Here is a 24,030-nt window from a genome sequence, read left to right as displayed (position 1 = left end):
TCGGGCATGACGAGAGAGATCACCGTCGTCGGGGGCGGGCTGGCCGGGTTGATCGCGGCGATCACCTGCGCGGAGGCGGGCGCCGCCGTCACGCTGCACGAGGCGCACGCGAGCCCGGGCGGCCGGGCCCGCGCCACCGACGAGCCGTACGTGGCGCACGACGGAGCCCACGTCTTCTACGCCGACGGGCCACACTGGACATGGCTCACCGAGCGCGGTCTGGTCGGCAGGCTCGGCAGGCCCCGCGCGCGGGCGCTCCTGCACTCGGGCTTCCGCTCCGGCGGGCGCATCCGCCTTCGGCTGCCCGCAGGCTTCCTGCGGATGGTGCTGCATCGGCGGCGGCCCGCACCGGTGGATCGGGACTTCCACAGCTGGGCAAGCGAGCACTACGGCGAGCAGGCCGCGCTCGCCGCCGCGAACGCCATCAGCGTGGTCACCTACGACGCGCACACCGGGCGGCTGTCGGCAGCCTTCGTCTGGCGCCTGCTGCATCGCGTGTTCGCGCCCAAGCCGCCCGCCGTGCGGTGGGTCGTCGGCGGCTGGCAGTCCGTCGTCGACCGACTCGCCGAACGGGCGCGGGAACTCGGCGTCCACATCGAGTCGAACTCGCGCGTCACCGAGGTCGGTGCTCGACCGACCATCGTGGCCACCGAGCTGGCCTCGGCGCGGGTCCTGCTCGGCGACGAGTCACTGCGCTGGGAGAGCGGGCACTGCGAGATGTTGGACCTCGCGGTGCGCGAGGACCGGCGGCGCGACCACTTCGTGGTCTTCGACCTGGACGAGGGCGGCTTCCACGAGAGCTACTCGATGCAGGACCCGACGGTCGCCCCGCCCGGCGAGTCGCTGTTCCAGCTCGACATGCCGGTGCGCGTCGGGGAGTCGAAGGCCGAGGCCCGCAGGCGACTCGAGACGTTCGCCGATCTCGCGCTGCCGGACTGGCGCGAGCGCACGGTCTGGAAACGCACCGCCACCGCGAGGGGACGCACCGGCGCGCTCGACCTGCCCGGTCAGACCTGGCGAGACCGCCCGGCGATCGATCGGGGCGACGACGTCTTCCTCGCGGGCGACATGGTGGCCGCACCGGGGATGCGCGGCGAGATCGCGATGAACAGCGCCGTCACCGCTGCGCAGGGCGCGCTGGCCGCCGTGGGCCTCGCCCGAGAGCCGCGCTGAGCGGGCCCCGGCCGCGCCCCGGGCTCGGCCATGGCGATCGATCCGGGGCCCGGCAGCCACGGTGAGGTGAGACGACCGTCGACGGCGGGCGAGACGACAGCGCCGGGACAGGGAGTCCGGCAGGGAACACCGTCGAACTCAGCAGGCACAGTCGCGCGGGGCCCGACCCGGCGCGGTATCCGTCGGCGTAGTCCGTGCTCGCCGTCGTCGACATCGCCGTCATCCTCGGTCGAGACCGGGTGGTCGAGGCACTCCTCGCCGCCGCAGAGCCGCGACGACTGCCCGGACTGCGCGACTGACCCTCGGGAACAGTCCTGCGCCGAGACCTGCTCCGGAACCGGGGACCACCGAACAGCCGACCACCCGTTCCGCCCGCTGCCCGCTGCCCGCTGCCCGCTGCCCGCTGCGGAGCATCGCCGCCGAGGCGTAGGCGAGCGCGCGTCGGCGGGCCGACGAACTCGTAACGGCCCGGACGGTGCGCGACCGCAGTGACCGGATGCGCCGGATCAGCGCGCGGCTAGGCGCAGCACGTCTTCCACCATGGCCGAGGCGGCCTCGACGTCCGCCGGGGGGAACAACCCGATGCTGTGCACTCCGGCGTCCTCCAGCTCCTCGATATGGGCCACCGCGTCCTCGAAGGTGCCGACCGGGCCGAGTTCCCGCCACCACTCCGGCGGCATCGTGCCCAGCCCGTCGACGCCGTCGCGGGTGAAGAGGTCGAGAAGGTCAGGGAAGAAGGACAGCACCGTGAGCCCCGGCGAGGGGTCGGCCAGCTGCGAGGCCAGCCACGGCGCCATCCGCCGGTAGGCCGTGGTCCGGTCCTGCTCGATGCACAGGAAGGAGAAGGCGGCGACGTGGAAGTCCACCGGGCTCCCCGCCTGCTCGATCGCGGCGCGGACATAGGACGGGCTCGCGGGTTCGGCGAGCACTATCCCGCCTGCGGCTCGACCGGCGACCGCCAGGGACTTCGGACCGCGCACGCCTGCCAGCAGCGGCGGCGGCGTGGCGGGCGACTGGTCGAGGGCGACGCGATCCAGCCGGACATAGCGCCCGTCGACGGTCACCTCCTCCCCCGCCAGCAGCCTGCGCACGGCGGTGAGGACCTCCTCCAAGGCGGTCAGCGGGGAAGCGGGTCGCACGCCCATCTGGCGCATCCAGGACTGCACGCCGTGGCCGATGCCGGGCAGCACCCGATCGGGAGCCAGTCGGCAGAGCGTGGCGATCTCCATTGCGGTGATCGCGGCGTTGCGGGCGACGGCGGGCAGGATGCCGATACCCACCGTCAGCCGCTCGGTGACGGCCAGCGCGGAGGCGGCCAGGCTGATCCCGGCGGTGTAGAAGCAGTCCTCGATCACCCAGAGCTGGTCCGCGCCGCCCGCCTCCAGCCTGCGGGCGAACTCGGTGACCTTCGACGGTTCGAAGGTCCGGTCGAAACACATTCCGATGCTCGCGCGGCGCGTACTCATGATCTCACCCTAGATGCGGCGGGTCCCGCCGAGCGGTCAGAACGCGCGGCGACCGAGATGCGTCCGCCTGCCTTCGGCGCGGTCGACCGCCCCGGCCGGGCAGGCGACAAGAAAGGCCCCGACCTCATCAAGGTCGGAGCCTTCTCGGTCTTCACCGGCGCGAACCCTCCGGCGGGCTCCGGGCGGGCCCGCGTCAGAACAGGGTCGCGATGGTGGAGGTGCCGGGAATCGAACCCGGGTCCTCCGTCGCCTCACCAGGACTTCTCCGTGCGCAGTCCGTCTTGTCTCTACTCGGCTCCACCGGTCTCACGAACTAGCCGGTGTGACGAGCCCAGCCGCTGTAAGTGTCCTACCAGGCCCCGCGGCCAAGCCTGGTAGTTGAGCCTCCTAGCTGATGCCGGGGTCCGGGACGGAGGCGTTCCCGGTCCGACAGAGTAATTCCTCGCTCAGGCAGCGAGGGCGTACTCGGCGCGACTCTTATTGTCGGCGCTTATTGATGTGCGGCGACGCTCAAGGTGGTCTCCCGCCTGCACCTGCACGCTTCTCCTGGTTCAACGTCCGAAGTCGAAACCGTTCACCCCCTCGTAGGTACTGCACCCAGCATAACGTGTCGAGGGTCGGCGATCATTCCCATTTCCCGCAGAACGCCCTGACCTGGCACTTCCACGCCATCGGCCAGGAGCGGACCCGGCGTTCGAGCAGCCTGCGGAGGCGCTGGGAACCGCCCGACATCGGTCTGCGGAGGCTCGGACACCCCCGCTGCCTGCCGGGCGGCATCGGTTGTCGGACGGGCAGCGCTCGACCGAGGACCGCCCGCGCCCGCCGCAGGAGCGACGAGTCCGCCGCAGGTCAGACGCGCCCCTTACGGGCCCGCCCGTAAGCCCTGGCGATCTCGCGGTCGGCGTCGCGCCGAGCGATGTCCTGCCGCTTGTCGTGGGCCTTCTTACCCTTGGCCAGCGCCAGCTCGACCTTCACCTTGCCGTCCTGGAAGTACATCGCCAGCGGCACGAGGCTCAGACCGCTCTCCTTGGTCTTGCCGATGAGTCGCAGAATCTCCCCCTTGTGCAGCAGGAGCTTGCGGGCCCGGCGCGGCTCGTGGTTGGTCCACGTGCCCAGCTCGTACTCGCCGATGTGCAGCCCCCGCAGCCAGACCTCGCCGTCGTCGACCGTGGCGAAGGCGTCCGCGAGCGAGGCCCGTCCCGCGCGCAGCGCCTTGACCTCGGTGCCGACCAGCACCACACCCGCCTCATAGGTGTCCTGGACCTGGAAGTCGTGTCGGGCCTTCCGGTTCGACACGATCACCTTGCGTCCTTGTTCCCTGGCCATGTCGACGACTCTAACCCGCTCGGCAACGGCATTTGCGTCGACGGCGCGAGCCGGTGGGAGTGGTTCTCGACGAGCCGCCCTCTGCGCCGCGACGCGCCATGGACGTCCTGCCTCGTCGCCTCTGGTGCCGCCGGCCCCGGCAGGCGACGGCGGTGCGCCACCGAGACAGCGGCGACGCAGGACGCCTGCTGCGACGGGAGTTGCGCATCGTGCCGTCGCCCGGCCTTCTCGATGCAGCCGGGGTCGATCCCGACCGCAGCTCGGCAGTGCAGGTGTTCCACCCGATCGATATCTTGCCTAAATCGAACACCTGTTCGATCATCACATCATGACTTCTCACCGCACATCCCGACCACTCGACAGCCGCCGCAGCGCGCCCGTGATGGCGGCGACACTGATCGCCGGGCGAGCCGCCGATGCGGCGTCGTTCCCGCACCGCCCGCCGCACCGAGTCGCCATCGGCAGCGCATTGCCGTCGAGGACGCCGCAGCGCGCGAACCCCCGTCCCAGAGAACAACTCGCCCTGTCGACCCGGTGCCCGCCCACCTGGTCGAGAAAGCCGGACGGGCCGTCTCTCGTGAACTGAAGAGACGGCCCGTCGAGACGCAGGCCGGGACGGACCCCGGCCGAGGACGGCGCCTAGGTCCGCACGTAGAGCCGGAGGGTGACGTACCCGGTCACCGCCGAGATCGCCACCGCGACGCCCAGCAGGATCGGCGAGACCAGCAGCACATCGGCCATGCCGAGTCGGGGGATGATGCTCGCCTCGATGGGCCCCTGAAGCACTCGATCGAGGAAGGTGAACTTCGCGACCACCATGCCGCCGATGGCCAGCAGCGAGCCGATCACGCCTGCGACCACGGCCTCGATGAGGAAGGGCAGCTGGGTGTACCACCGACTCGCGCCGACCAGCCGCATGATGCCCACCTCGGTACGTCGGGTGAACGCCGAGAGCTGGATGGTGTTCGAGATCAGCAGCAGCGCCGCCACGGCCTGGATCAACGCGACCGCGAACACGGCGTTGCGGACCCCGGCGAGCACCTCGAACAACCGGTCCAGATAGTCGGCCTGGTTGGCGACCCGGTGGACACCCGGCTGGCCTGTGAACTCGGCTTCCAACGCCGGATAGCGGTCCGGATCCTCCAGCTTGATCTTCAGCGCGGCGGGCAGGGACTCCGGACGGGTCAGGTCGACCAGCTCCGGCTGGCCCTGGAAGAGCTCGACGAAACGCTCGTAGGCCCGGTCACGGCTCTCGAAGTCGACCGTCTCGATCCCGGAGGAGGCCTGGACCGACGACCAGAGACTGGCGCAGGGCTCCTGCGTGCAGTCCGAGTCGGTCGCGCTGACGTCTTCGGTCAGATAGATGTAGACCTCGACCCGTTCCTGGAACAGGTCCTCCATCTGATCGATCATGCGAACGACGAGCAGCCCGCCGCCGAGCAGGCCGAGCGAGATCGCCGTGGTGAGGATCATCGCGACGGTCATCGTGACATTCCGGCGCAAGCCGGTGAGAACCTCGCTGAACACGAAACTGGCGCGCATGGGGGGCTGCGTTCCTCGAATCCGGGGGCGGGGGCGGGGGCGGGGGCGGGGCGGAAAAGGGGGGCCGAGGTCAGGACATCAGGCTGATCGGGGCTCAGCGACCGACGCCGTAGACGCCTCGCGCGTCGTCACGGACGACCTTGCCGAGCTGGAGTTCGACGACACGCCGTCGCATCGAGTCGACGATCGAGTGGTCGTGGGTGGCCATCAGCACCGTCGTCCCGGTGCGATTGATCCGCTCCAGCAGCAGCATGATGTCCTGGCTCGTGTCGGGGTCCAGGTTTCCGGTCGGTTCGTCGGCCAGCAGCACCAGCGGCCGGTTGACGAAGGCCCGCGCGATGGCCACGCGCTGCTGCTCACCGCCGGACAGCTCGTTGGGCATCCGATCGGCCTTGCCGTCGAGCCCGACGAGCTGGAGGACCTCCGGGACCACCTTGCGCACGGTGTTCGGCGGCTTGCCGATCACCTCCAGTGCGAAGGCGACGTTCTCGGCGACCGTCTTGTTCACCAGCAGCCGGAAGTCCTGGAAGACGCAGCCGATGCGCTGTCGGAGTCTAGGGACTCGACGACGTGGCAACTTCGTCAGATTCCAGGTGTCCACGTGGATGGAGCCCTTGCTGGGCAGCTCCTCGCGCAGCAGCAGACGGAGGAATGTCGACTTCCCCGAACCGGACGGCCCGATGAGGAACACGAACTCGCCCTTGTCGACGTTGACCGACACATCGTCGAGGGCGGGCCTGGTCGACGTCTTGTACGCCTTGGAGACGTGCTCAAGCCGGATCACGGGGCGTCATCCTACTCTCGTGGCACTGTGGTACCTCGAATCGCCCAGAGCTGTCACCAGGCGTGATGATCAACGCTGCTTCGGCTGCGCAGCGTCGCGATACCATCACTCGCTCTGCTTACGCCACCGGATTCCGGCCTCCAGGAATCCGTCGATGTCGCCGTCCAGAACGGCACCGGGACTGCCGACCTCGTGTTCGGTTCGCAGGTCCTTGACCATCTGATACGGGTGCAGCACGTAGGTGCGCATCTGATTTCCCCAGCTCGACCCGCCGTCGCCCTTGAGCGCGTCGATCTTGGCCTGATGCTCCCGCCGCTGTCGCTCGAGCAGCTTCGCCTGCAGGACGCCCATCGCGGTCGCCCGGTTCTGCAACTGGGAGCGCTCGTTCTGACACGAGACGACGATCCCGCTGGGCATGTGGGTGATGCGCACCGCGGAGTCGGTCGTGTTGACGCCCTGGCCACCGGGACCGGACGAGCGGTAGACGTCGATCCGCAGTTCCTTCTCGTCGATCTCCACGTGGTCGGAGGGCTCGACGACGGGAACGACCTCGACGCCCGCGAATGAGGTCTGGCGGCGGCCCTGGTTGTCGAAGGGCGAGATCCGCACGAGTCGATGGGTGCCCTGCTCGACCGACAGCGTGCCGTAGGCGAACGGCGCGACCACCTTGAAGGTGGTCGACTTGATGCCCGCCTCTTCGGCGTAGGAGGTCTCGAAGACGTCCGTCCGGTAGCCGTGCCGCTCCGCCCAGCGCAGGTACATCCGCATGAGCATCTCGGTGAAGTCTGCGGCGTCCACACCGCCCGCCTCGGCCCGGACCGTGACCAGCGCATCGCGCTCGTCGTACTCGCCGGAGAGCAGCGTCCGGACCTCGACGGAGGCGATGTCACGCCGAAGACGATCCCGCTCGGCGTCGGCCTCGGCGACCGAGCCCGGATCGCCCTCTTCCTCCGCGAGCTCATAGAGCACGCCGAGATCGTCGAGACGACTGCGAAGGCGCTCGACCCGACGCAGCTCCCCCTGACGATGAGCGAGTTGGCTGGTGACGTCCTGCGCGCGTTCGACGTCGTCCCAAAGGCCGGGCAGCGCCGCCTCCTGCTCCAACTCCTCGATGCGAGCCCGCAGGTCTTCCAGGCCCATCACTGCCTCGATGCTGCTGAGCGTGTTGGACAGTTCCTTGAGATCGGCTGCGACATCGGGATTCACGGCTTCGAAGGGTACGCGGCAGGCGGCCCGGTTCGCTCAAGTGGGAGGTCAGGCACCGGGATCGCCGCCGCTGTCAGCCGAGTGGAATGGCGTCCACCATCTTCACCAACGCCCGACTGTGACCGACGGCGAAGTCTGCGGCCGCCTTGGCATACGGGTCACCGTCCGCCGCCTTGGCCGCGGCCTTCGCCGCATCGAGGCGGGCGACGGCCATCGGCCGGGCTCCCTCGACGAGCTTGCGCCGCTGTCGACTGGTGAGGCTTCCGGAGTGAGCGAGCCGCAACACGAGCGGGCTTCGCACGCTGTCCTGCCCGACGTCGGCGTTCAACCAGGAACGGAACGCCCGGCGGCCTACGGGGGTGATCACATACTGCTGAGAGGATCGGGGGCCTTGGCGCCCGAGCTTCAGCAGCCCTTCCTCAGCCAACACCGGCAGCTCGCGGTATACCTGGCTGCGGGTGACGCTGAAGAACACGCCGAAGCGCTCACGCGCTGCGGCTACGAGTTCCCCGCCGGTCATCGGTCCCTCGTGTAGCAGACCGAGCAAGGCGGCTGAGGTGGCGTTCAACTCCGACACTCCTTCACGGTGCCACGGGGTCGTAATGCTGTCCACAGTGGCCGAAGTCCTCGCTACGCCCCCGGTCACCAGGCGGGTATGACCCGAAAGAGTGAGTCGCGGAACGAATGTCTGCCGACCGGCGCCACTGCTGTCACCAGCGCCACTTCCATCCCGGTCTGCACCACCGGTCGGGTGCATCCCGGCTCCAGCCCGAATTACGCCGATCGGGATCGGCCGCCGACCAGCCTGCGCCTCCTCCCGACGCGGTCCGCTCGGCCGCCGCCGAATCGCCTGCCCGCCCTGCCACAGATTCGCGACTCGCCCCGGCGGCAACACTCGGCCCACACCCCGGCCACTGCCGCCCGCCGAATCGCCTGGCCCGCCCTCTCGAATCGCGCGACGTGCCGCTTCTCAGATCGCGCAGCCCGTCGCGATGCCGACTCGCGCGGCCTGCCGCTCTCACAGACCGCGCAGCCCACCGCATGTGCCGACTCGCGCCGCCCACCGCCCTCCGAGACCACGCAGCCCACCGCCTCACACAGCCCGCAGCCCGGCAGCCCCACTCTGAACCGCCCGGCCCACCCCCTTTCAACTCACGCTGACCACGGCCCTCCAGATCGCGCGGCTCGCAGAGGTGTTCGACAATCCGCACCGGCGACGAGGAGGAACGATGGCCGACATCGGCTCCGGGACGACGACCACTCCGCCATCCGGCGTCCGCGTACCCCTCGCCATCGGCACGCTCATGCTGGCGATGCTCCTCGCCGCGCTCGATCAGACGATCGTCTCCACGGCGCTGCCCACCATCGTCGGCGACCTCGGCGGCCTGGCACACATCTCGTGGGTCGTCACCGCCTACATCCTGGCCGCGACGGCCTCCACGCCGTTGTGGGGCAAGCTCGGCGACCAGTACGGCCGCAAACACCTCTTCCAGGCCGCCATCCTGATCTTTCTCGGCGGTTCTACGCTGTGTGGGCTGTCGCAGGAGATGAGCCATCTGATCGCGGCCCGCGCCGTGCAGGGACTCGGCGGCGGCGGGCTCATGGTGCTCACCCAGGCCAGCGTCGGTGATATCGTGTCGCCTCGCCAGCGCGGCAGGTACCAGGGGTTCTTCGGCGCCACCTTCGGCATCGCCAGCGTCGCGGGGCCGCTGCTCGGCGGCTTCGTCGTCGACCACCTCTCCTGGCACTGGGTCTTCTACATCAACCTGCCGCTGGGCGTCCTGGCGATGATCGTCATCGCGCTCGTGCTGCCCGCCAAGACCGTGCGCGAACAGCACAAGATCGACTACCTGGGCACGGCGTTGTTGGCGGGCGTGGCCGTCACGCTGGTGCTGCTGACCTCCTGGGGCGGCACGAGTCAGCCCTGGGGCTCACCGGTGATCATCGGATTGGCGATCGGCGCGGTCGGACTCCTCGTGCTCTGGGTGGTGACCGAACGTCGGGCGGCCGAGCCGGTGCTGCCGCTGCGCCTGTTCTCCGACCGCGTGTTCTCGGTGGCGGTCGCCATCGCATTCATCGTCGGCTTCGCGATGTTCGGTGCGCTGACCTACCTGCCGCTCTTCCTCCAGGTCGTCCACGGGGTGACGCCCACGATGTCCGGCGTGCACCTGCTGCCGATGGTGGGCGGGCTGTTCCTGACCTCCCTGACGAGCGGCCAGCTCATCACCCGCTACGGGCGCTACCGCCTCTTCCCGATCGTGGGCACCGGACTGGTCACGATCGCCATGGCCCTGCTCTCGACCATGAGCGCACAGACCTCCACGCTGGTCATGTCCCTCTACTTCTTCCTGTTGGGATTCGGTCTCGGCTGCGTGCTTCAGGTACTCGTCATCGCCGTGCAGAACAGCGCTCCCTACCCGGATCTCGGCGCGGTGACCTCGGGAAACACCTTCTTCAGATCGATCGGCGGCTCCTTCGGGGTCTCCCTGTTCGGCGCAGTGTTCGCCAGCAGGCTGGCCGCCGAACTCACGGCCGCCGACCGGCGGTCACCGCTGCCGCCGGGCGCCGACGCCCAGACCCTCCAGGCGAACCCCGAGGTGGTGAGCAGGCTCCCCGCCGCGCAGGCCCAGGAGGCGATCAACGCCTACGCCGACGCCATCGCGGACGTCTTCCTCGTCGCCACTCCCGTCGCGGCGGTCGCGTTCATCCTCACCTGGTTCCTCCGGGAGGTCCCACTGCGCGAGGCGACCAGGACCGCGGACCTCGGCGAGAGCGTCGGCGCCGCGCCCTCGACGCTGAGCTCGCGGGAGCGCCTGGACCGCGCATTGTGTCGACACGCCGATCGAGACATGCGACGCGACTACTACCGCCGACTGGCGACGAACGCCGGTGTGGACCTCCCGCCAGGCCCCTGCTGGCTGCTGTGCAGCCTGTATCGAGCCGGGCCGGGCACCGGGACGGAACTGGCCAGGCGGGCGGGCACCACCGTCGAGGAGGGCAGGCCCTTCGCCCAGCGGCTCATCCAGGATCGGCTCGCGAGCGCGCAGGACGGCATCCTGATTCTGACGGAACAGGGCGCGCAGGTCGCCGAGCGACTCCTGGAGACGTGCAGACAGAGTCTGGAGGACTTCCTGATCGACTGGTCGCCGCAGTTGCACCCCGAGCTGCGGGAGATGCTGGTGATCCGCGCCAGGGAACTGCTGGGCCACGAGTCCGACCGGCCGGTCACCACGAGCTGAGCAGGCCGAGGCATGGAGGTCATCGGACACACCCGGCCCGTCGGCGGCGAGCCGTCGGCCGGGCGAGCGACCGCAGCCGGGTGATCACGGCGACGATCGAGGCGGAGCCGGGCCGAGAACTGACCGAGAGCGGTGAGGCTGCTCCGACGGGACCGCGCCACCGCCACCGGGAGACGGTCACGGAGTTCTCGAGGGACCGCGACGGCGTGGCCCCCGACGAGCACGTGTCCGGGGCCGAGACCGGGGCCGGACCACAGCCCAGAGCGCGGTGAACAGGCCCCTGACATGCGAGAAGGCCCCCGGACGAATCCGGAGGCCTTCTCACTGGTAGCGGGGACAGGATTCGAACCTGCGACCTCTGGGTTATGAGCCCAGCGAGCTACCGAGCTGCTCCACCCCGCGTTGCAATTACTACCCTACAGGGTGCGGTGCCGATCTCCAAATCGGCACCGCACCAGGGCCGATACTCAGCCGCCGCCGCTGCCTGCCAGCTCCTCATAGCGTTCGATCGCCGTGGCCAGGTCCTCGTAGGCCTGGCCGAGGTCGGCGAAGTCGCCGCTCTGCTGTGCCGAGCGGACCCGCTCCAGGGCGTCGTTCATGTCCGTGACGGCCTCGTCGAGGTCGGCAGGCACGTCGACGCTGCCGCCGTCCTCGTCATCGCCGGGCGGCACGCCCTGATCCTGGGTGGGTGGTGGCGTCTCCTCGCCACCGTCCTGCCCGTCGTCGCCGCCGGGCAACTCGCCCTCGACGTCCTCACCGGTGGGATCAGTGGCACTCTCCCCGGCTCCCGTGCCGAAGACCTGATCGAGCGCCTCCGAGAGCGTCGCGGCGTAGCCGACGCGGCCCTCGAAGCTGACCAGGACCCTGGCGAGCTGGGGGAACGAGGACTCCTGGTTGACCCGCTCGATGTAGACCGGCTCCACGTAGAGCAGACCACCGCCCACCGGCAGGGTCAGCAGGTTGCCGAACTGGACGTCGGTCGCCTGCTGTCTCAACAGGTTCAGCTCGGTACTGACGTCGGACGACGAGACGAACTGCGTCTGGACCTGCTGTGGACCCTGTGTCTGACTGTCCTCCGGCAACGTGAGAACCGTGATGTCGCCGTAGTTCTCCGGATCGGAGTTCACCGTCATGAAAGCCGAGAGGAACTGCCGGTTGAGGAACACCATGGCGCTGGTGAGCTGGAACGCCGTGTCGCCGCTCTCCAGGTCCTCGGCGAGGATGTAATACGGCGGCTGCGGGGTGTTGGCGTCGCCGGGGTCGTCACCGGTGGTCGGGTCCGAGGGCACGTTCCAGAAGCCGACGTTCGAGTAGAACTCACTCGGGTTGTCGACGTGGTACCGCGAGATCAGGTCCCGCTGCACCTTGAAGAGGTCCTCCGGGTACCGGAAGTGCGCGCGCAGCTCGTCGGAGATCTCCTCCATGGGCTGGACGACGTCCGGGAAGGCACCACGCCACGCGTTGAGGACCGGGTCGTCCTCGTCGACCTCGTACAGCGTCACCGTGCCGTCGTAGGCGTCCACGGTGGCCTTGACCGAGTTGCGGATGTAGCTGATCTCCCGGTCCGGCGGCCTCGGCACACCGGGCGCCTGGCTCACGCTGTCTGCGGTCGCCTCGGCGAGCGGGGTCCGCTCGGAGTACGGGTAGTTGTCGAGCGTCGTGTAGGCATCGACGATCCAGGTGATCCGTCCGTCGACCACGGCCGGGTACGGGTCGCTGTCAACGGTGAGGAACGGTGCGACGTCGGCCACCCGGTCCCGAGGATTCCGGTTGTAGATGATCCTGGATTCCGAGCCGATCGCCTCGTTGAACAGAATGTTCCGCTCGGCGTGATAGGCGGCGAAGACGATCCGGTTGAACCAGTTGCCGATGCCGACGCCGCCCTCGCCGGTGTAGAGGTACCGGCTGTTGTCGGTGTCGTACTCGCGGTGCGTCGACTCGTCCTCGGGGTTCTCGGCGCCGACGATCGCGTAGTCGGTCACCAGCTCCCCGAAGTAGGTCCGGGGCTGATCCACCGGGATGTCGCCGTTGCCGTCGTTGCTGACGTCGCTGAACGTGAAGTTCGGGTAGCCGCCCTGGCCGCCCGCGTCGGCGAGCGCCGAGTTGACCTCGTTGGCGGGCGCGGCGACGAAGCCGTTGCCGTGCGTGTAGACGAGGTGCCGGTTGATCCAGGTGCCCTGGTTCTCGGCGAGCCCCTCGGTGTTCATCTCGCGCAGGGCAACGACATAGTCCTGCGTCTCGCCGTCGACGGTGTAGCGGTCGACGTCGAGCTGGTCGGGGAAGCCGTAGAAGTTCCGTCGCTGCTGGAGCTGGGTGAACGTGTCGGTGAGGACGCTCGGGTCGAGCAGCCGGACGTTGGGGATCGTCGCGGTGTCCTCACGCAGGTCTTCGGGAGACAGCTCGCTGGTGCCCTCGTAGTCGACGAAGTTGACGTCGTCGATGCCGTAGGCCGCTCTGGTCGCCGCGATGTTGTTCTCGATCGACGGCGCCTCGGCGACGTTGGCGTTCGGCCGCACCGAGAACTGCTCCAGCGCGGCAGGCCACAACGCACCGAGCAGCACGCTGGACACCACCATCAGCGCCGTCGCGATGGCGGGCCACTGCAGGTTCTTGCGCACCGCGCCGACGAAGAACGCCGCCGCACAGATGACCGCGATGCACATCAGGATCAGCCGGGCGGGCAGCACCGCGTCGAGGTCGGTCGCGCTCGCGCCGGTGAAGTTCTCATTGCGCTGGGAGAACAGCAGCGCGTACCGGTCGAAGTAGTAGGCCACCGCCTTGAGCAGCACGAAGCTGCCTGCCAGCACGGCGAGCTGCACCTTGGTGGCGTCGGTCAGGTCGCCGCCCCTGCCCGCGAGCCGGATGCCGCCGAACAGGTAGGAGGCGATCACCGAGCCGACGAAGCCGACCGCGATCGCGATGAAGCCCCAGTTGAGCAGCCACTGGTAGAACGGCAGGTCGAAGGCGTAGAAGCCGATGTCGAGCCCGAACTGGGGATCGACGTCGCCGAACGGCGTGGAGTTCAGGAAGAGCTGCGCCGTCTGCCAGTTGGCCTGCGCCGCGAGACCCGCGACGAGGCCCGCGATCACCGGAATTCCGATGCCGACCAGCTTGATCCTGGCCGTGATCGCGGAGCGGTACCGGGCCACCGGATCATCGGGGCCCGCGACCGGCGCGAACACCGGACGATGGCGGTACGCAAGGTAAAGACACAGCGCCAGCACGCCGGCTATCAGCACTCCGACGGCGAAGAACAACGCGATGCGGGTGAACAGCACCGTGGTGAACACATCGCGTCTGCCGACTTCGCCGAACCACAGCCAGTCGACGTAGGTACTCAGAAGTCGTGAGCCGCTCAGCAACAGCAGGAGCAGGATTGCACCGACTATGACGAGGATTCGGCTCCGGCGGGAAAGCTTCGGCATACTGACCGGGCTCCGCATCGCCACAGGGCACGCTCCAGGATCGGGATCAGTTCCACCGGACGGACCCAGGGTGATGAGCAGTCCGTCCTGCAATGTCCAACTCTACGACGAGGGTCCGAAGTTCCCGTCACCCCCATGACAACACGGACCTCACACGACACCGGCTACTGACAAGGACTTTGGCACCGTGGTCAACGAGCCCGCTCCCGATCTGTCCGCCACGCTGCCCGCCGCCGCGCGCGAAGTGGAGGACTTCGTCTCCACCGGCGGCTGGGATCAGCCCACCCAACTCTTCGCCCTGGTCCGAACCGAAGAGCTGCTCTCGCGGGAACCGGGACTCGCGGACCGGATCGACAGCGCGGCGTCGCTGACGCCCATCGCCCAGGACGAGCTGCCCGATGGTGATCTCGGCGAGGCCCTGGCAGGCATCGTCTGGCCGGACGGCGTGGACGGATGCGCGCTGGCGCAGGAGATCGTGGTCCTGCCGCCGGAGGCCGAGGCGGAACTCCCCACCGATGAGGACGCCGAACTGGCCAGGCGCATCGCGGCGGAGCACCCGCACCGCAGGGAGGCCAGGGTCGTCGCCGCCGTGCTGCGCGACGGCACTGCGGCGTGCGTCCTGCGACTGCGCGGCGAGGCGGCGGGCGAAGGAGACGAGGAGATCATCGAACATCCCGAGCTGGCGCCCAACCTCGTCGACGCGCTGCGGGCGACCTTCCGGCCCTGATTCCCCGGCGGCGCCGATGTCTGCTCCGCGCCGATTCCGCGACGGCGACCGGTCGATCCCGTGATCCGGCCGTCGCGGAACGTCGGCGCGAGAGGTCGGCGTCCGCGACAGTAAGACGGCGGGACACCGGTGCGCCGCAGAGTTCGGTCATTCGACGCCGAGCACGCGAGCCCTCGGCGTCGCGAGGTCGAGCGCGGCCGAGGCCTCCGCGGTCGGGCGCGACGGCGGGTGCCGATCAGCCGCAGGTGGGAGCGTCGCCGCCCTCGGCAAGGCTCTCCAACGAGTCGATCGCGCCCGCCAGCGTCTCCACCCGGACCAGTCGCAGACCGTCGGGCGCGTTGGGCACCGCCTCGACACAGTTGTCGGCGGGCACGAGGAACACGGTCGCGCCCTCCTCCCGCGCGGCCCGCATCTTGAACTGGATGCCGCCGATCGGGCCGACTCTGCCGTTCGAGGTGATCTCGCCGGTCCCCGCGACCGTGGCGCCGCCGGTGAGGTCGCCCTCCTCCAGCTTGTCGACGATCGCGAGCGCGAAGATCAGGCCCGCCGAGGGCCCGCCGACCTCGGACAGCTCGATGTCGATGTCGAAGTCGACCTCCGGCTCGGTGACGGGAACGATGCCGAGGAAGCCGTGGGACCGGCCCTCGTTGGCGCCGAGTACCACCGTCTCGGTGCGCTCCGCACCGTCGCGGGAGATCACCACGCTCACCTCGTCGCCGGGCGCGGTCTCGGTCAGCGAGTCCTGCACCTGCTGGTCGTCGACCGTCTCGGTGCCGTGCACGGAGAGGATGCGGTCGCCCGGCTCCAGCACCCCCTCGCTCGGCCCGTCCGCGACGACCTGGCCGACGGAGACGAAGGTGGGGTAGCCGAGGTGGCGCAGCGCGGCGCTCTCCGCGCTGGTCTGCGAGGTCTCGAAGGCCTGTCGGTTCTCGTTCTCGACGTCCTCCTGCGTGCGGTCCGGCGGGTAGAACTCCTCCTCCGGCGCCAGCGCGTATCGACCGCTCCCCCACAGGCCCAGTGCGCCGAACAGAGACAGCTCCGTGGTGACCGAGACCGTGGTCATCCGCAGTTGACCATCCGGCGCGAAGACGTCCGGTCCCTCGCCGATCGAGATGACCTCTTCGGCCTCGCCGCCCTCGCCGAGGGTCATCTCACCCAGCGTGTCGTAGGTCGGTCCGGGACCGAGCGCGACGTAGGGCACCCTGACGAAGGCACCGAGGAGGCCGAATACGGCGACCAGCAGGGCGCTGACCACAAGGGTCCAGGTTCGGCGATTCACGCACCAGAGACTACGGAAATGACACTGCCGAGGATGACCGGAGTCTTCGGTTCGGTGTTCGCCACGGGCTGATCCGCGTGCGTCCTCTCCTCGCGTACGCCGACGACCCGCCGCGTACCGTGGGGGTATGACCGATCTGCCGTTTGGGTTCAATCCGCCGGATCCCGAGGACCGGGGGGACCGCAACAAGCCCTCCGAGCGCCCCGACGGGAATTCAGGCGCGAACCCGTTCGGCTTCGCAGGCGGAATGCCGCCCGGGATGCCCCCTGGCGGCATGCCACCCGGGATGCCGCCGGGGGGGATGCCGCCCGGCTTCGACATGAACCAGCTCGGGCAGATGTTCAGTCAGCTCGGACAGATGTTCAGCCAGGCGTCCCAGGGCGGCGGCGGCCCGGTGAACTACGACCTGGCCAAGCAGCTGGCCTTCCAGCACCTCGACTCGCAGGGCCGCCGGGAGACGCCGACCTCGGCGCAGCGCACCGCCGCGAGTGACGCAGTGCGGCTGGCCGAACTGTGGCTGGACGAGTCGACCACGCTGCCCGTGGGGGCGCGGCTGGTCGAGGTCTGGTCGGCGAAGCAGTGGGTGGAACAGACGCTGCCCACCTGGCAGCGGCTGTGCGACCCGGTGGTGCAGCGCATCTCCTCCGCCTGGGTCGAGACGCTGCCGGACGAGGCGAAGCAGGCTGCGGGCCCGCTGCTCAACATGCTCGGGCAGATGGGCGGCATGGCCTACGGCTCGCAGCTCGGCGGCGCACTCGGCCAGCTCGGCGCCGAGGTGCTCAGCGCCACCGAGATCGGGCTTCCCCTGGGCAAGGAGGGCGTCGCGGCGCTGCTGCCCGCCAACATCGAGCGATTCACCGGCGGGCTGGAACGCCCGGCGCACGAGGTCCTGGTCTTCCTGGCCGCCCGCGAGGCGGCGCACCACCGGCTGTTCACCCACGTCTCGTGGCTGCGGCAGGGCCTCTTCGGCGCCGTGGAGGAGTTCTCCCAGGGCATCCGGGTCGACGTCTCCGCGATGGAGGATCTCGCCACCAAGATCGACCCGAGCAATCCGGCCTCGCTGGAGGAGGCGATGCGCTCCGGGCTGCTCGAACCCGAGCGGACGCCCGCCCAGGAGCAGGCCCTGGTGCGGCTGGAGACCCTGCTCGCGCTGGTCGAGGGCTGGATCGACGTCGTCGTGGGCGATGCGGTCGGCGAGCGGCTGCCCGGTGCGGACGCACTGCGCGAGACGCTGCGGCGGCGACGCGCCAGCGGCGGCCCCGCCGAACAGACCTTCGCGACCCTCGTCGGGCTCGACCTGCGTCCCCGACAGCTCCGGGCGGCGGCGACGCTCTGGCGCGGCCTGTCCGACCGGCACGGCAAGGAGGCCAGGGACGCGCTCTGGGATCACCCGGACCTGCTGCCGACGGCCGAGGACCTCACCGAGCCGGTGGAGTTCGTCGAGCGCTTCGGCGCCCACCGAGGCGAGCTGGACGACCCGCTCGCCGCGTTGGAGGCCGCCCGCCGCAAGAAGGAGTCCGAGTCCGGCTCCTCGAGCGATGCGGGCGGGTCCGGGGCAGGCGGGTCGAGCGCGGGCAGCTCGGAGGGCGACACGCCGCGGAGCAGGCCCGATTCCGAGGATGACTCCGACAAGTGACCTCGGACTAGGGCACCACGTGTCGTTCGCCTCGCCCGATCCTCCCCGGCCGCGTCCGACCACCGCTCTCGGTCCCCGAGCACTGACGACGTCGGAACGGCAGCGCAACGGCTCGGCATCCTGGTGATCGGGAGGCTGCACACGATCCCGGCGGCGCCGCCTGCGTCGAGCGGTCGGCCGGGACGGTTTCGGTGGCCCCGACGGCTCGGCGTCGGCATCGCCATCCCGGCGACGACGGGCGGCCGTTCGCAGGCCGCTGACCGGCGCGGTCCGGACGAGCAGTCTGCCGCCCGAGGCATCGCGACCGGGGAGCCGAGCTGTTCGCTCCGAGTGGCATCCGCGTCGTCGCCGCCTGCGAGAGTCGGACGATGGTCGGTTGAACCGGCACCGAGCCGGTTCGCTGAACCGAGGAGACGACCGGGGCAACGACCGCGGCGACACGGGAACGCTCGTCAGACAGCCGCGCAGAGCCCGTCCCGGACTCGGGGCGCGGGCGGACGTCCCGCCGTGCGCGCTGCACCGGCTTCGTCGGCTCGGCCCGGCGTCGGCTCGGCCCGGCTCATGGCCTGCTGGGCCTCCCGTCGGATCTCCCACCGGTGCCAGACTGCCCCGGGGTGAGTGCACTCGACCGGTTGATCTCTGTCGAGATCCCGCGCAGGAGTGATCCGGCGCCCGCCCGGCCGCCGCGTTCTCCTTCCGCTCACCGCGACGACGACGGTTCGCACCGGTGTCTCCGCGACCTGCGATTCGGCGACGAACCTTCGTGATCGGGTGGGCAAGAACGCCCGTTTGGCCCGCCGAAGCGCTCTTCTCGGTCCGCGCCCGGCCCTCGGCCCGCCGCGACCCGCCCGATCGGCGTGAAACCACCGCGCAAGACATGAATCCACCTCGCCTCGGGCCGCCACCCACCTGATCGAGTGGCGGATCGGGGCAGTTGGCGCCGCTGGAGCCGCCGGTCAGGCCTCCGACGGAAGCTGCTCGTCGTCTCCCGAGACGTCCCAGCCTGCGGCGGCTGCCAGGCCCTCCAGATAGCCGACCGCCCGTTCGGCGCGCGGATAGCGGTGCACCAGCGCCCAGAAGTCCGGGCCGTGACCGGGCACCAGCAGATGGGTCAGCTCGTGGATCAGCACGTAGTCCAGCACCCAGCTCGGGACCTCGCGAAGCCGCTCGCCGATCCGGATCGTCCCCTCGCTCGGCGTGCAGGAGGCCCAGCGGGTACGCATCGACGGCACCCAGCGAATCGACGAGGGCTCCGGGCATTCCGGCAGATGACGGCGCATCAGCTCACGACAGCGGGTCAGCAGCGCCGTGTCCGAGGCGCGGGCAGGCGACCGTCGTCGCGTCTCGCTGCGGCGGAGTCGCCCCAGCATCTCGGCGACCCAGTGCTCCTCCTCGGCCCGCGACATCCTGGCGGGCAGCAGCACGATGACGCGCTCGCCCTCCCGATAGGCGGTGACCGTGCGGCGGCGCCTCGCACTGCGGCGCACCTCGACCTGCGGCTCTCCCACGTCGCATACGGTATGCGCCCGGCGTGGCGTCCCCGCCGGGACCGTGGCGCGAGCCACGCTGCGACCGGGCAGACGTCGGTGACGGGAGGTCATCGCGTCGCTACGCGCCATCCCTTCGAAGGAGCCTGCCGAGCCCGCGAGAGTGAAAGGCGGCGACCAACTGTGACATTCGACCGAATGCTTGTTTGGTCACGGCCCTTGTGACCTGCTCAAACTTGACACGCGACACCCCACATGCGCGGTTGAGCATCCACGCACAGGTAGCGTGGCGCCTGGTTCTCGCCCGACGCCGCACCAGGCGCAGGCACGCGGCGGGCACCGCGTGCACGGGCACAGCGAGCAAGGGAGGCAATCGTGGCCGAGACCTACAACGGCTACTGCGTCAAATGCCGCGCGAAGCGCGACTTCGAGGGCAGGGTCGAGGAGTCCAACAACCGACGCATGGCCAAGGGCATCTGCCCGGTCTGCGGTACGAAGATGACCAGAATCCTCGGGAAGGCAGCCTGACCCGGCCGCCGGTCGGGAGGGGCGCCGCCCTGCGTCCGCTCCTCCCGACGTTCTCTGTCGACGGCAGGCCCTCCGTCGGCGGCTCGGCAGCGCCGAGGCCTGTGGACAGCCGTTACCACCGGGCCCCGTCCCGCTGCTAATCGTTAAGTCCATGAGCACGCTCCGCGCCGACGGCCTGCTGCCCGAGCGCCCCCGGCTGGTTCCGGGATTCGACCCCCTCCGCCGCGACGACCAGTGCCTGCAGTTCGGCACCGACACCCGGCGAGCCGTGCTGGTCGACGGGGTGGCGCCGACGCTGGCCGCCAGAGTAGAGCGGCTGGACGGGGAGTTCACCACCGAAGAGCTCCTGCGGGAGTGCATCGCCTCGGGCGGACATCCGACCGCCTTCCTGGCCCTGCTCGGCCAGCTCGCCGCCGCGGGAGTCCTGGACGACGCGACGCGCCACCGTCCCGACTCCCGACGCCTCAGCACCGAGGACGCCGCCTGGCGACGAGACGGCGGCGAACTGGAGCGGGGTGGTCTTCGCAGGCAGGACAGCGCGGTCGCCGTCGTCGGCTCCGGTCGACTGGCCCTCGCCGTCACGGCTCTTTTCGCCGTCTCCGGCGTCGGCTGGGTACGACCCCAGCCGTCCGGGCAGGTCACGCCCGAGGACATCGGCCTCCCGCTCACCGAGGACACCGTGGGCAGGGACCGCGCCGAGACCGCCCGAACCATGGTCGAACGACTCGCGGCGGGAACCAGGACCACTGCGCTGACCGCCCGTCGCAGGCCCGACCTCGTGCTGCTGACCGACTCGCTCGTACCGGACCCGGCCGTGGTGGCCGAACTGGTCGTCGAGCGGACCCCGCACCTGCTCGTCACGGTCGCCGAGGGCGGCATGGTCGGACCGCTCGTCGTGCCCGGCCGATCGAGCTGCCTCGAGTGCGCCGACCGGCATCGTTGCGTAGCCGATCCACAATGGCCCGTACTGGCGACGCAGCTCGCGGGCCGCACCCAGCGAACGGACGCTGCGGGCACCTCGGCGGTCGCGGCACTGGCGGTGGCACAGAGTCTGCTCTTCCTGCACGGCCGGACGGCCGCCGCCCCGCCGTCGGTGTGGAACGCGGCGGTGGAGATCGACCCGTTCTCCGCACGTCTGCGCAGGCATCCTCGGCCGCCGCATCCCGACTGTCCCTGCGGCGCGAGGGGGTTCACCGACCGCTGCCCGGGCGTCCGGATCGATCGCTTTCCGAATCAGCCGCCGAGAAGAGCTGCGTTCACCCCGGAGATCGCGAGAGAATGAAGCCGTGAACGACCTCCCACGTCGGACCGTACAGCGCACTGCGAAGCTCGCCAGCCTGCCGCTCAACGCCGCAGGACGTGTCGCGGCGGGCTGGGGACGACGGCTGGCGGGCCGTAGTGCCGAGGAAGTCAACGCCGACGTCACCGCGAAGACGGCGGAACAGATCTTCGCCGTCCTCGGCCAGCTCAAGGGCGGCGCGATGAAGTTCGGCCAGGCGCTGAGCGTCTTCGAGGCCGCCGTTCCCGATGAGATGGCCGAGCCCTATCGGGAGGCGTTGACCAAGCTTCAGTCCGCAGCGCCGCCGATGCCTGCCAAGAGCGTGCACCGCGTGCTCGCCGAGCAGCTCGGCAGTCGGTGGTCCACCCGATTCGCCGAGTTCGACGACGAGGCGGCCGCCGCGGCGAGCATCGGACAGGTGCACAGGGCCACCTGGCACGACGGCCGCGAGGTCGCGGTGAAGGTGCAGTACCCCGGCGCCGACGAGGCCCTGCTCGCCGATCTTCGTCAGCTGCAGCGGTTCAGCAGGCTGTTCCAGATGCTCGTCCCCGGCACCGAGGTCAAACCGTTGCTGGCCGAGCTTCAGGCGCGGATGGCGGAGGAGCTGGACTACCGGGGCGAGGCCGACAATCAGCGTCGCTTCGCGGCGGGATTCGAGGACGACGAGCATGTGCTGATCCCCCACGTCATCGCCAGCGCGCCGAAGGTGGTGGTGTCGGAATGGGTGGAGGGCACCCCGTTCGCGTCGATCATTCGCGACGGCAGCCAGAAGGATCGCGACCAGGCCGGGCAGATGCTGTCGCTCTTCCACTTCTCCTCCCCGGCGCGAACCGGTCTCCTGCACGGCGACCCGCATCCCGGCAACTTCATGCTCCAGGCGGACGGCAGGATCTGCGTGCTCGACTTCGGGGCGGTGGCCAGGCTGCCCGACGGGCTGCCCAGGACGTTGGGCCGGATGGTCCGGCTCGCGCTGGAGCAGCGATCGGACGATCTGCTGGACCTGCTGCGTGCGGAGAACTTCGTTCAGCCCGATCGTGAGCTGCTCGCGGAGGACGTGCTGGCCTATCTCGCACCCTTCGTCGAGCCGCTGACCAGCGAGGTCTTCCATTTCACCCGGCCATGGCTGCAGAAGCAGGCCGAGCGGGTGAGCAACCTCCAGGGCAGCGACTTCCGCACCGGCCGGTCGTTGAACCTGCCGCCCGACTACCTCATCACCCACCGCGTGACGCTGGGCGCGACCGGCATCCTCTGCCAACTGGGTGCCAGGGTGCCCGCCCGGCAGATCGTCACCGCCTGGCAGCCCGGCTTCGCCGAGCAGTCCTGATCCTTCTCGCCTGCCGAACACTCGGACAGGCCGTCGGCGCGACGCCCGACTCGAGCCGCCCGCCCGGGAGTGACGCCGACCGCCGGAGACGGCGCACTCGCGGGCGGCCTCCGGCGGTGCCCGACCAGTCGATCCCCGCCCTGCGGCTCGGTGGCGGCGCCTTCTCCGTCGACGCGATCCCTGCCGAATGCCCAGCACTCCGCAGTCCCGCGATTCTCCGAGGCCGGGAGCCGCCCGCCGACGACGACCGGTGTCGATCGCCGTCGTCGGAGGAGGCACCGTCGGAGGAGGCACCGTCAAAGGAGGCGTCCGACAACCACGAGGCCCCACGAGCCCGTCGATGCCGGAGATCGCCCGGCGCCCGGCCTCGGCAGGCAGTCACCGAGGTCAGCTCTGCACAAGCTTCATGGAGATGTAGTGGTTGATGCCGGTCATCCTGGTGTGTCGGACCTTCTTCCGCCGGTATTCGGTAAATCCCAGCTTCGTATACAGGCCCAGGGCGGGCGCATTAATGTCTGAGATGTATTCGAGTCGGTAGTCGTCGTACTGCGGCAGGGCGAGCAGATGATGCAGGATCGCCTTCGCCACGCCCCGTCCCCGATACGCCGCCGCCGTCCCGACGAATTCGAGCGACGCGCTGGAGGGCGTCATGTTCGGCACGGCGGTGGAGAACTCCCGCGCGAACACTGCGGAGGCGATCGATCCCTTGACCAGCCCGAAGTGCCTGCGCAGTTGCCGTCCGTCCAGCGTGACGCACTGCTGTCTGCCGTCCGTGCACGCGGTGATTCCTGCCGGGGTCCCGTCGATCAGAGCGACGTAGAAGAGCTCCGGGACCATCATGTGCTCGAAGGCATCCGCGAGGACCCCGAGGTCCTTGCTGAAATAGGCGAAGTCGTCGCGAAAGGCGTCGGAATAGATCTCGGCGATCGTCCGTCGACTGTTCTGGCCGAGTTCGACTGCCGGTATTACCTCGATCATGGTCGTCCTATCGGATCAGAAGGCTCAGTAGGGTCGACGGGGTGGGCACGACGAGCGGAGTGCCCGGCACGAGCCGCATCGTCGTCAGTCCGCTGAGCGCGGCCAGGTAGCAGCTCGCCAGCTCCGCCGGGTCGCCGCTCGTGAACTCGCCGAGGTCTTGGCCCCGGCCGATTAGCGCGATGACGGCGTCGACCATCAGGACGTGCTCCGCGCGGAGCCGTCGGAGCTGGGGCGATTCATCCTGCGTCACGAACGCCTGGTTCATGATCAGGAAGAACTCGGCGAAGGCACCGTCTCCGGTGAGGTCGGCGAGGAAGAGTCGGGTGAACTCGGCGAGAAGCTCGGCGGGCGAGTCATCGCTGTCGAACTGCTCGACGACGCGGTGCAGACCGACCGCCGCGACGTCGACCAGCGCGCCGAAGAGTTCCTCCTTCGTCTCGTAGTGCCGGTAGATCAAGCCCGTGCTGATGCCTGCCACCCGCGCGATGTCCCGCATGCTCGTGGCGGCGAACCCCCGGCGGGCGAAGAGGCTGACCGCAGCGGCCTGCACCTTCTCCAGACTGGCGACCCGCAGGGCCTCGTACTGCTCCTTGGTTCTGGGCACTGACACCTTCACTCGGCTCGATTTTTA

19 protein-coding genes, 1 tRNA gene and 1 other RNA gene are annotated in these 24,030 nt (G+C 69.7%); 8 read left to right on the top strand and 13 right to left on the bottom strand.

Annotated features, from left to right (window positions below; all coding sequences use genetic code 11):
* The first annotated feature begins 6 nt into the window (after nt 1–6).
* The gene (locus UA75_RS05070) at nt 7–1,173 is read left to right on the top strand and encodes an FAD-dependent oxidoreductase (protein ID WP_075739263.1); all 1,167 of its coding nucleotides are present in this window, start codon (nt 7–9) and stop codon (nt 1,171–1,173) included.
* A gap of 506 nt (nt 1,174–1,679) precedes the next feature.
* Here the strand turns inward: UA75_RS05070 and UA75_RS05065 are convergent.
* From UA75_RS05065 to smpB, 3 genes are all read right to left on the bottom strand, one after another.
* A complete protein-coding gene (locus UA75_RS05065) occupies nt 1,680–2,639 on the bottom strand; it encodes an LLM class flavin-dependent oxidoreductase (RefSeq protein ID WP_075739262.1) in 960 nt (319 codons plus the stop codon).
* A 210-nt stretch (nt 2,640–2,849) separates the two neighbouring features.
* Nucleotides 2,850–3,221: a transfer-messenger RNA gene (gene ssrA / locus UA75_RS05060) on the bottom strand.
* Between the two features lie 267 nt (nt 3,222–3,488).
* Entirely contained in the window at nt 3,489–3,965 is a 477-nt protein-coding gene (gene smpB, locus UA75_RS05055; protein ID WP_075739261.1) for an SsrA-binding protein SmpB, read from the bottom strand.
* A 59-nt stretch (nt 3,966–4,024) separates the two neighbouring features.
* On the opposite strand from smpB, the gene UA75_RS05050 reads away from it, so the two are divergent.
* Nucleotides 4,025–4,297 (top strand): hypothetical protein, encoded by a 273-nt coding sequence (locus UA75_RS05050; protein WP_157434000.1) that lies wholly within the window; start codon nt 4,025–4,027, stop codon nt 4,295–4,297.
* A gap of 307 nt (nt 4,298–4,604) precedes the next feature.
* Here UA75_RS05050 and ftsX read toward each other — a convergent pair whose 3' ends face one another.
* From ftsX to UA75_RS05030, 4 genes are all read right to left on the bottom strand, one after another.
* Nucleotides 4,605–5,507 carry a permease-like cell division protein FtsX gene (gene ftsX / locus UA75_RS05045; protein WP_075739259.1) on the bottom strand — a complete coding sequence of 301 codons (903 nt, stop codon included), beginning with the start codon at nt 5,505–5,507 and terminating at the stop codon, nt 4,605–4,607.
* A gap of 94 nt (nt 5,508–5,601) precedes the next feature.
* Entirely contained in the window at nt 5,602–6,291 is a 690-nt protein-coding gene (ftsE, locus tag UA75_RS05040) for a cell division ATP-binding protein FtsE (RefSeq protein ID WP_075739258.1), read from the bottom strand.
* Between the two features lie 105 nt (nt 6,292–6,396).
* Nucleotides 6,397–7,497 carry a peptide chain release factor 2 gene (prfB, locus tag UA75_RS05035; protein ID WP_075739257.1) on the bottom strand — a complete coding sequence of 367 codons (1,101 nt, stop codon included), beginning with the start codon at nt 7,495–7,497 and terminating at the stop codon, nt 6,397–6,399.
* A 73-nt stretch (nt 7,498–7,570) separates the two neighbouring features.
* The gene (locus UA75_RS05030) at nt 7,571–8,074 is read right to left on the bottom strand and encodes a PadR family transcriptional regulator (RefSeq protein WP_075739256.1); all 504 of its coding nucleotides are present in this window, start codon (nt 8,072–8,074) and stop codon (nt 7,571–7,573) included.
* Nucleotides 8,075–8,726: 652 nt separating this feature from the next.
* Here UA75_RS05030 and UA75_RS05025 point away from each other — a divergent pair.
* Nucleotides 8,727–10,736, top strand: coding sequence for an MFS transporter (locus tag UA75_RS05025; RefSeq protein ID WP_075739255.1), 2,010 nt, complete (start codon nt 8,727–8,729; stop codon nt 10,734–10,736).
* 325 nt (nt 10,737–11,061) lie between these two features.
* Here UA75_RS05025 and UA75_RS05015 read toward each other — a convergent pair.
* Together UA75_RS05015 and UA75_RS05010 are read right to left on the bottom strand one after the other, a co-directional pair.
* Nucleotides 11,062–11,138, bottom strand: a tRNA-Met gene (locus UA75_RS05015).
* Between the two features lie 65 nt (nt 11,139–11,203).
* Nucleotides 11,204–14,161 carry a UPF0182 family protein gene (locus UA75_RS05010; RefSeq protein ID WP_232237632.1) on the bottom strand — a complete coding sequence of 986 codons (2,958 nt, stop codon included), beginning with the start codon at nt 14,159–14,161 and terminating at the stop codon, nt 11,204–11,206.
* A 187-nt stretch (nt 14,162–14,348) separates the two neighbouring features.
* Between UA75_RS05010 and UA75_RS05005 the strand changes: the two genes are divergently transcribed.
* Nucleotides 14,349–14,888 (top strand): PPA1309 family protein, encoded by a 540-nt coding sequence (locus UA75_RS05005; protein ID WP_198042925.1) that lies wholly within the window; start codon nt 14,349–14,351, stop codon nt 14,886–14,888.
* Nucleotides 14,889–15,123: 235 nt separating this feature from the next.
* On the opposite strand, the gene UA75_RS05000 is transcribed toward UA75_RS05005, so the two are convergent.
* Nucleotides 15,124–16,167, bottom strand: a complete 1,044-nt coding sequence (locus UA75_RS05000) for a PDZ domain-containing protein (RefSeq protein ID WP_075739253.1) — start codon at nt 16,165–16,167, stop codon at nt 15,124–15,126.
* 127 nt (nt 16,168–16,294) lie between these two features.
* Here UA75_RS05000 and UA75_RS04995 point away from each other — a divergent pair, with 127 nt between their 5' ends.
* Complete coding sequence (locus tag UA75_RS04995; protein WP_075739252.1) at nt 16,295–17,803, top strand: zinc-dependent metalloprotease; 1,509 nt, start codon at nt 16,295–16,297, stop codon at nt 17,801–17,803.
* Between the two features lie 956 nt (nt 17,804–18,759).
* Here UA75_RS04995 and UA75_RS04990 read toward each other — a convergent pair.
* On the bottom strand, nt 18,760–19,311 hold the full coding sequence (locus UA75_RS04990) for a M48 family metallopeptidase (RefSeq protein ID WP_075739251.1): 552 nt from the start codon (nt 19,309–19,311) through the stop codon (nt 18,760–18,762).
* A 354-nt stretch (nt 19,312–19,665) separates the two neighbouring features.
* On the opposite strand from UA75_RS04990, the gene UA75_RS33700 reads away from it, so the two are divergent.
* The 3 genes from UA75_RS33700 (at nt 19,666) to UA75_RS04980 (ending at nt 22,421) form a co-directional block, all read left to right on the top strand.
* Nucleotides 19,666–19,818, top strand: a complete 153-nt coding sequence (locus tag UA75_RS33700) for a DUF5679 domain-containing protein (protein WP_169725808.1) — start codon at nt 19,666–19,668, stop codon at nt 19,816–19,818.
* 151 nt (nt 19,819–19,969) lie between these two features.
* The gene (locus tag UA75_RS04985) at nt 19,970–21,100 is read left to right on the top strand and encodes a ThiF family adenylyltransferase (protein WP_075739250.1); all 1,131 of its coding nucleotides are present in this window, start codon (nt 19,970–19,972) and stop codon (nt 21,098–21,100) included.
* 4 nt (nt 21,101–21,104) lie between these two features.
* The gene (locus UA75_RS04980) at nt 21,105–22,421 is read left to right on the top strand and encodes an ABC1 kinase family protein (RefSeq protein WP_075739249.1); all 1,317 of its coding nucleotides are present in this window, start codon (nt 21,105–21,107) and stop codon (nt 22,419–22,421) included.
* A gap of 387 nt (nt 22,422–22,808) precedes the next feature.
* On the opposite strand, the gene UA75_RS04975 is transcribed toward UA75_RS04980, so the two are convergent.
* A complete protein-coding gene (locus UA75_RS04975) occupies nt 22,809–23,399 on the bottom strand; it encodes a GNAT family N-acetyltransferase (RefSeq protein ID WP_075739248.1) in 591 nt (196 codons plus the stop codon).
* A gap of 7 nt (nt 23,400–23,406) precedes the next feature.
* Entirely contained in the window at nt 23,407–24,003 is a 597-nt protein-coding gene (locus tag UA75_RS04970; protein ID WP_075743426.1) for a TetR/AcrR family transcriptional regulator, read from the bottom strand.
* Between the last annotated feature and the right edge of the window lie 27 nt (nt 24,004–24,030).

The organism is Actinoalloteichus sp. GBA129-24, assembly GCF_001941645.1.
In the GTDB taxonomy this organism is placed as follows: domain Bacteria; phylum Actinomycetota; class Actinomycetes; order Mycobacteriales; family Pseudonocardiaceae; genus Actinoalloteichus_A; species Actinoalloteichus_A fjordicus.
Note: the sequence above shows the minus strand (reverse complement) of the source record. Positions and strands in the feature narration are given on the sequence as shown.

Bases quoted from the DNA above. Each gene is read 5' to 3' on its own strand.
- UA75_RS05070 (WP_075739263.1), top strand. From the start codon at position 7: ATGACGAGAGAGATCACCGTCGTCGGGGGCGGGCTGGCCGGGTTGATC.
- UA75_RS05065 (WP_075739262.1), bottom strand. From the start codon at position 2,639: ATGAGTACGCGCCGCGCGAGCATCGGAATGTGTTTCGACCGGACCTTC.
- smpB (WP_075739261.1), bottom strand. From the start codon at position 3,965: ATGGCCAGGGAACAAGGACGCAAGGTGATCGTGTCGAACCGGAAGGCC.
- ftsX (WP_075739259.1), bottom strand. From the start codon at position 5,507: ATGCGCGCCAGTTTCGTGTTCAGCGAGGTTCTCACCGGCTTGCGCCGG.
- UA75_RS05025 (WP_075739255.1), top strand. From the start codon at position 8,727: ATGGCCGACATCGGCTCCGGGACGACGACCACTCCGCCATCCGGCGTC.
- UA75_RS05010 (WP_232237632.1), bottom strand. From the start codon at position 14,161: ATGCCGAAGCTTTCCCGCCGGAGCCGAATCCTCGTCATAGTCGGTGCA.
- UA75_RS04995 (WP_075739252.1), top strand. From the start codon at position 16,295: ATGACCGATCTGCCGTTTGGGTTCAATCCGCCGGATCCCGAGGACCGG.
- UA75_RS04985 (WP_075739250.1), top strand. From the start codon at position 19,970: ATGAGCACGCTCCGCGCCGACGGCCTGCTGCCCGAGCGCCCCCGGCTG.
- UA75_RS04975 (WP_075739248.1), bottom strand. From the start codon at position 23,399: ATGATCGAGGTAATACCGGCAGTCGAACTCGGCCAGAACAGTCGACGG.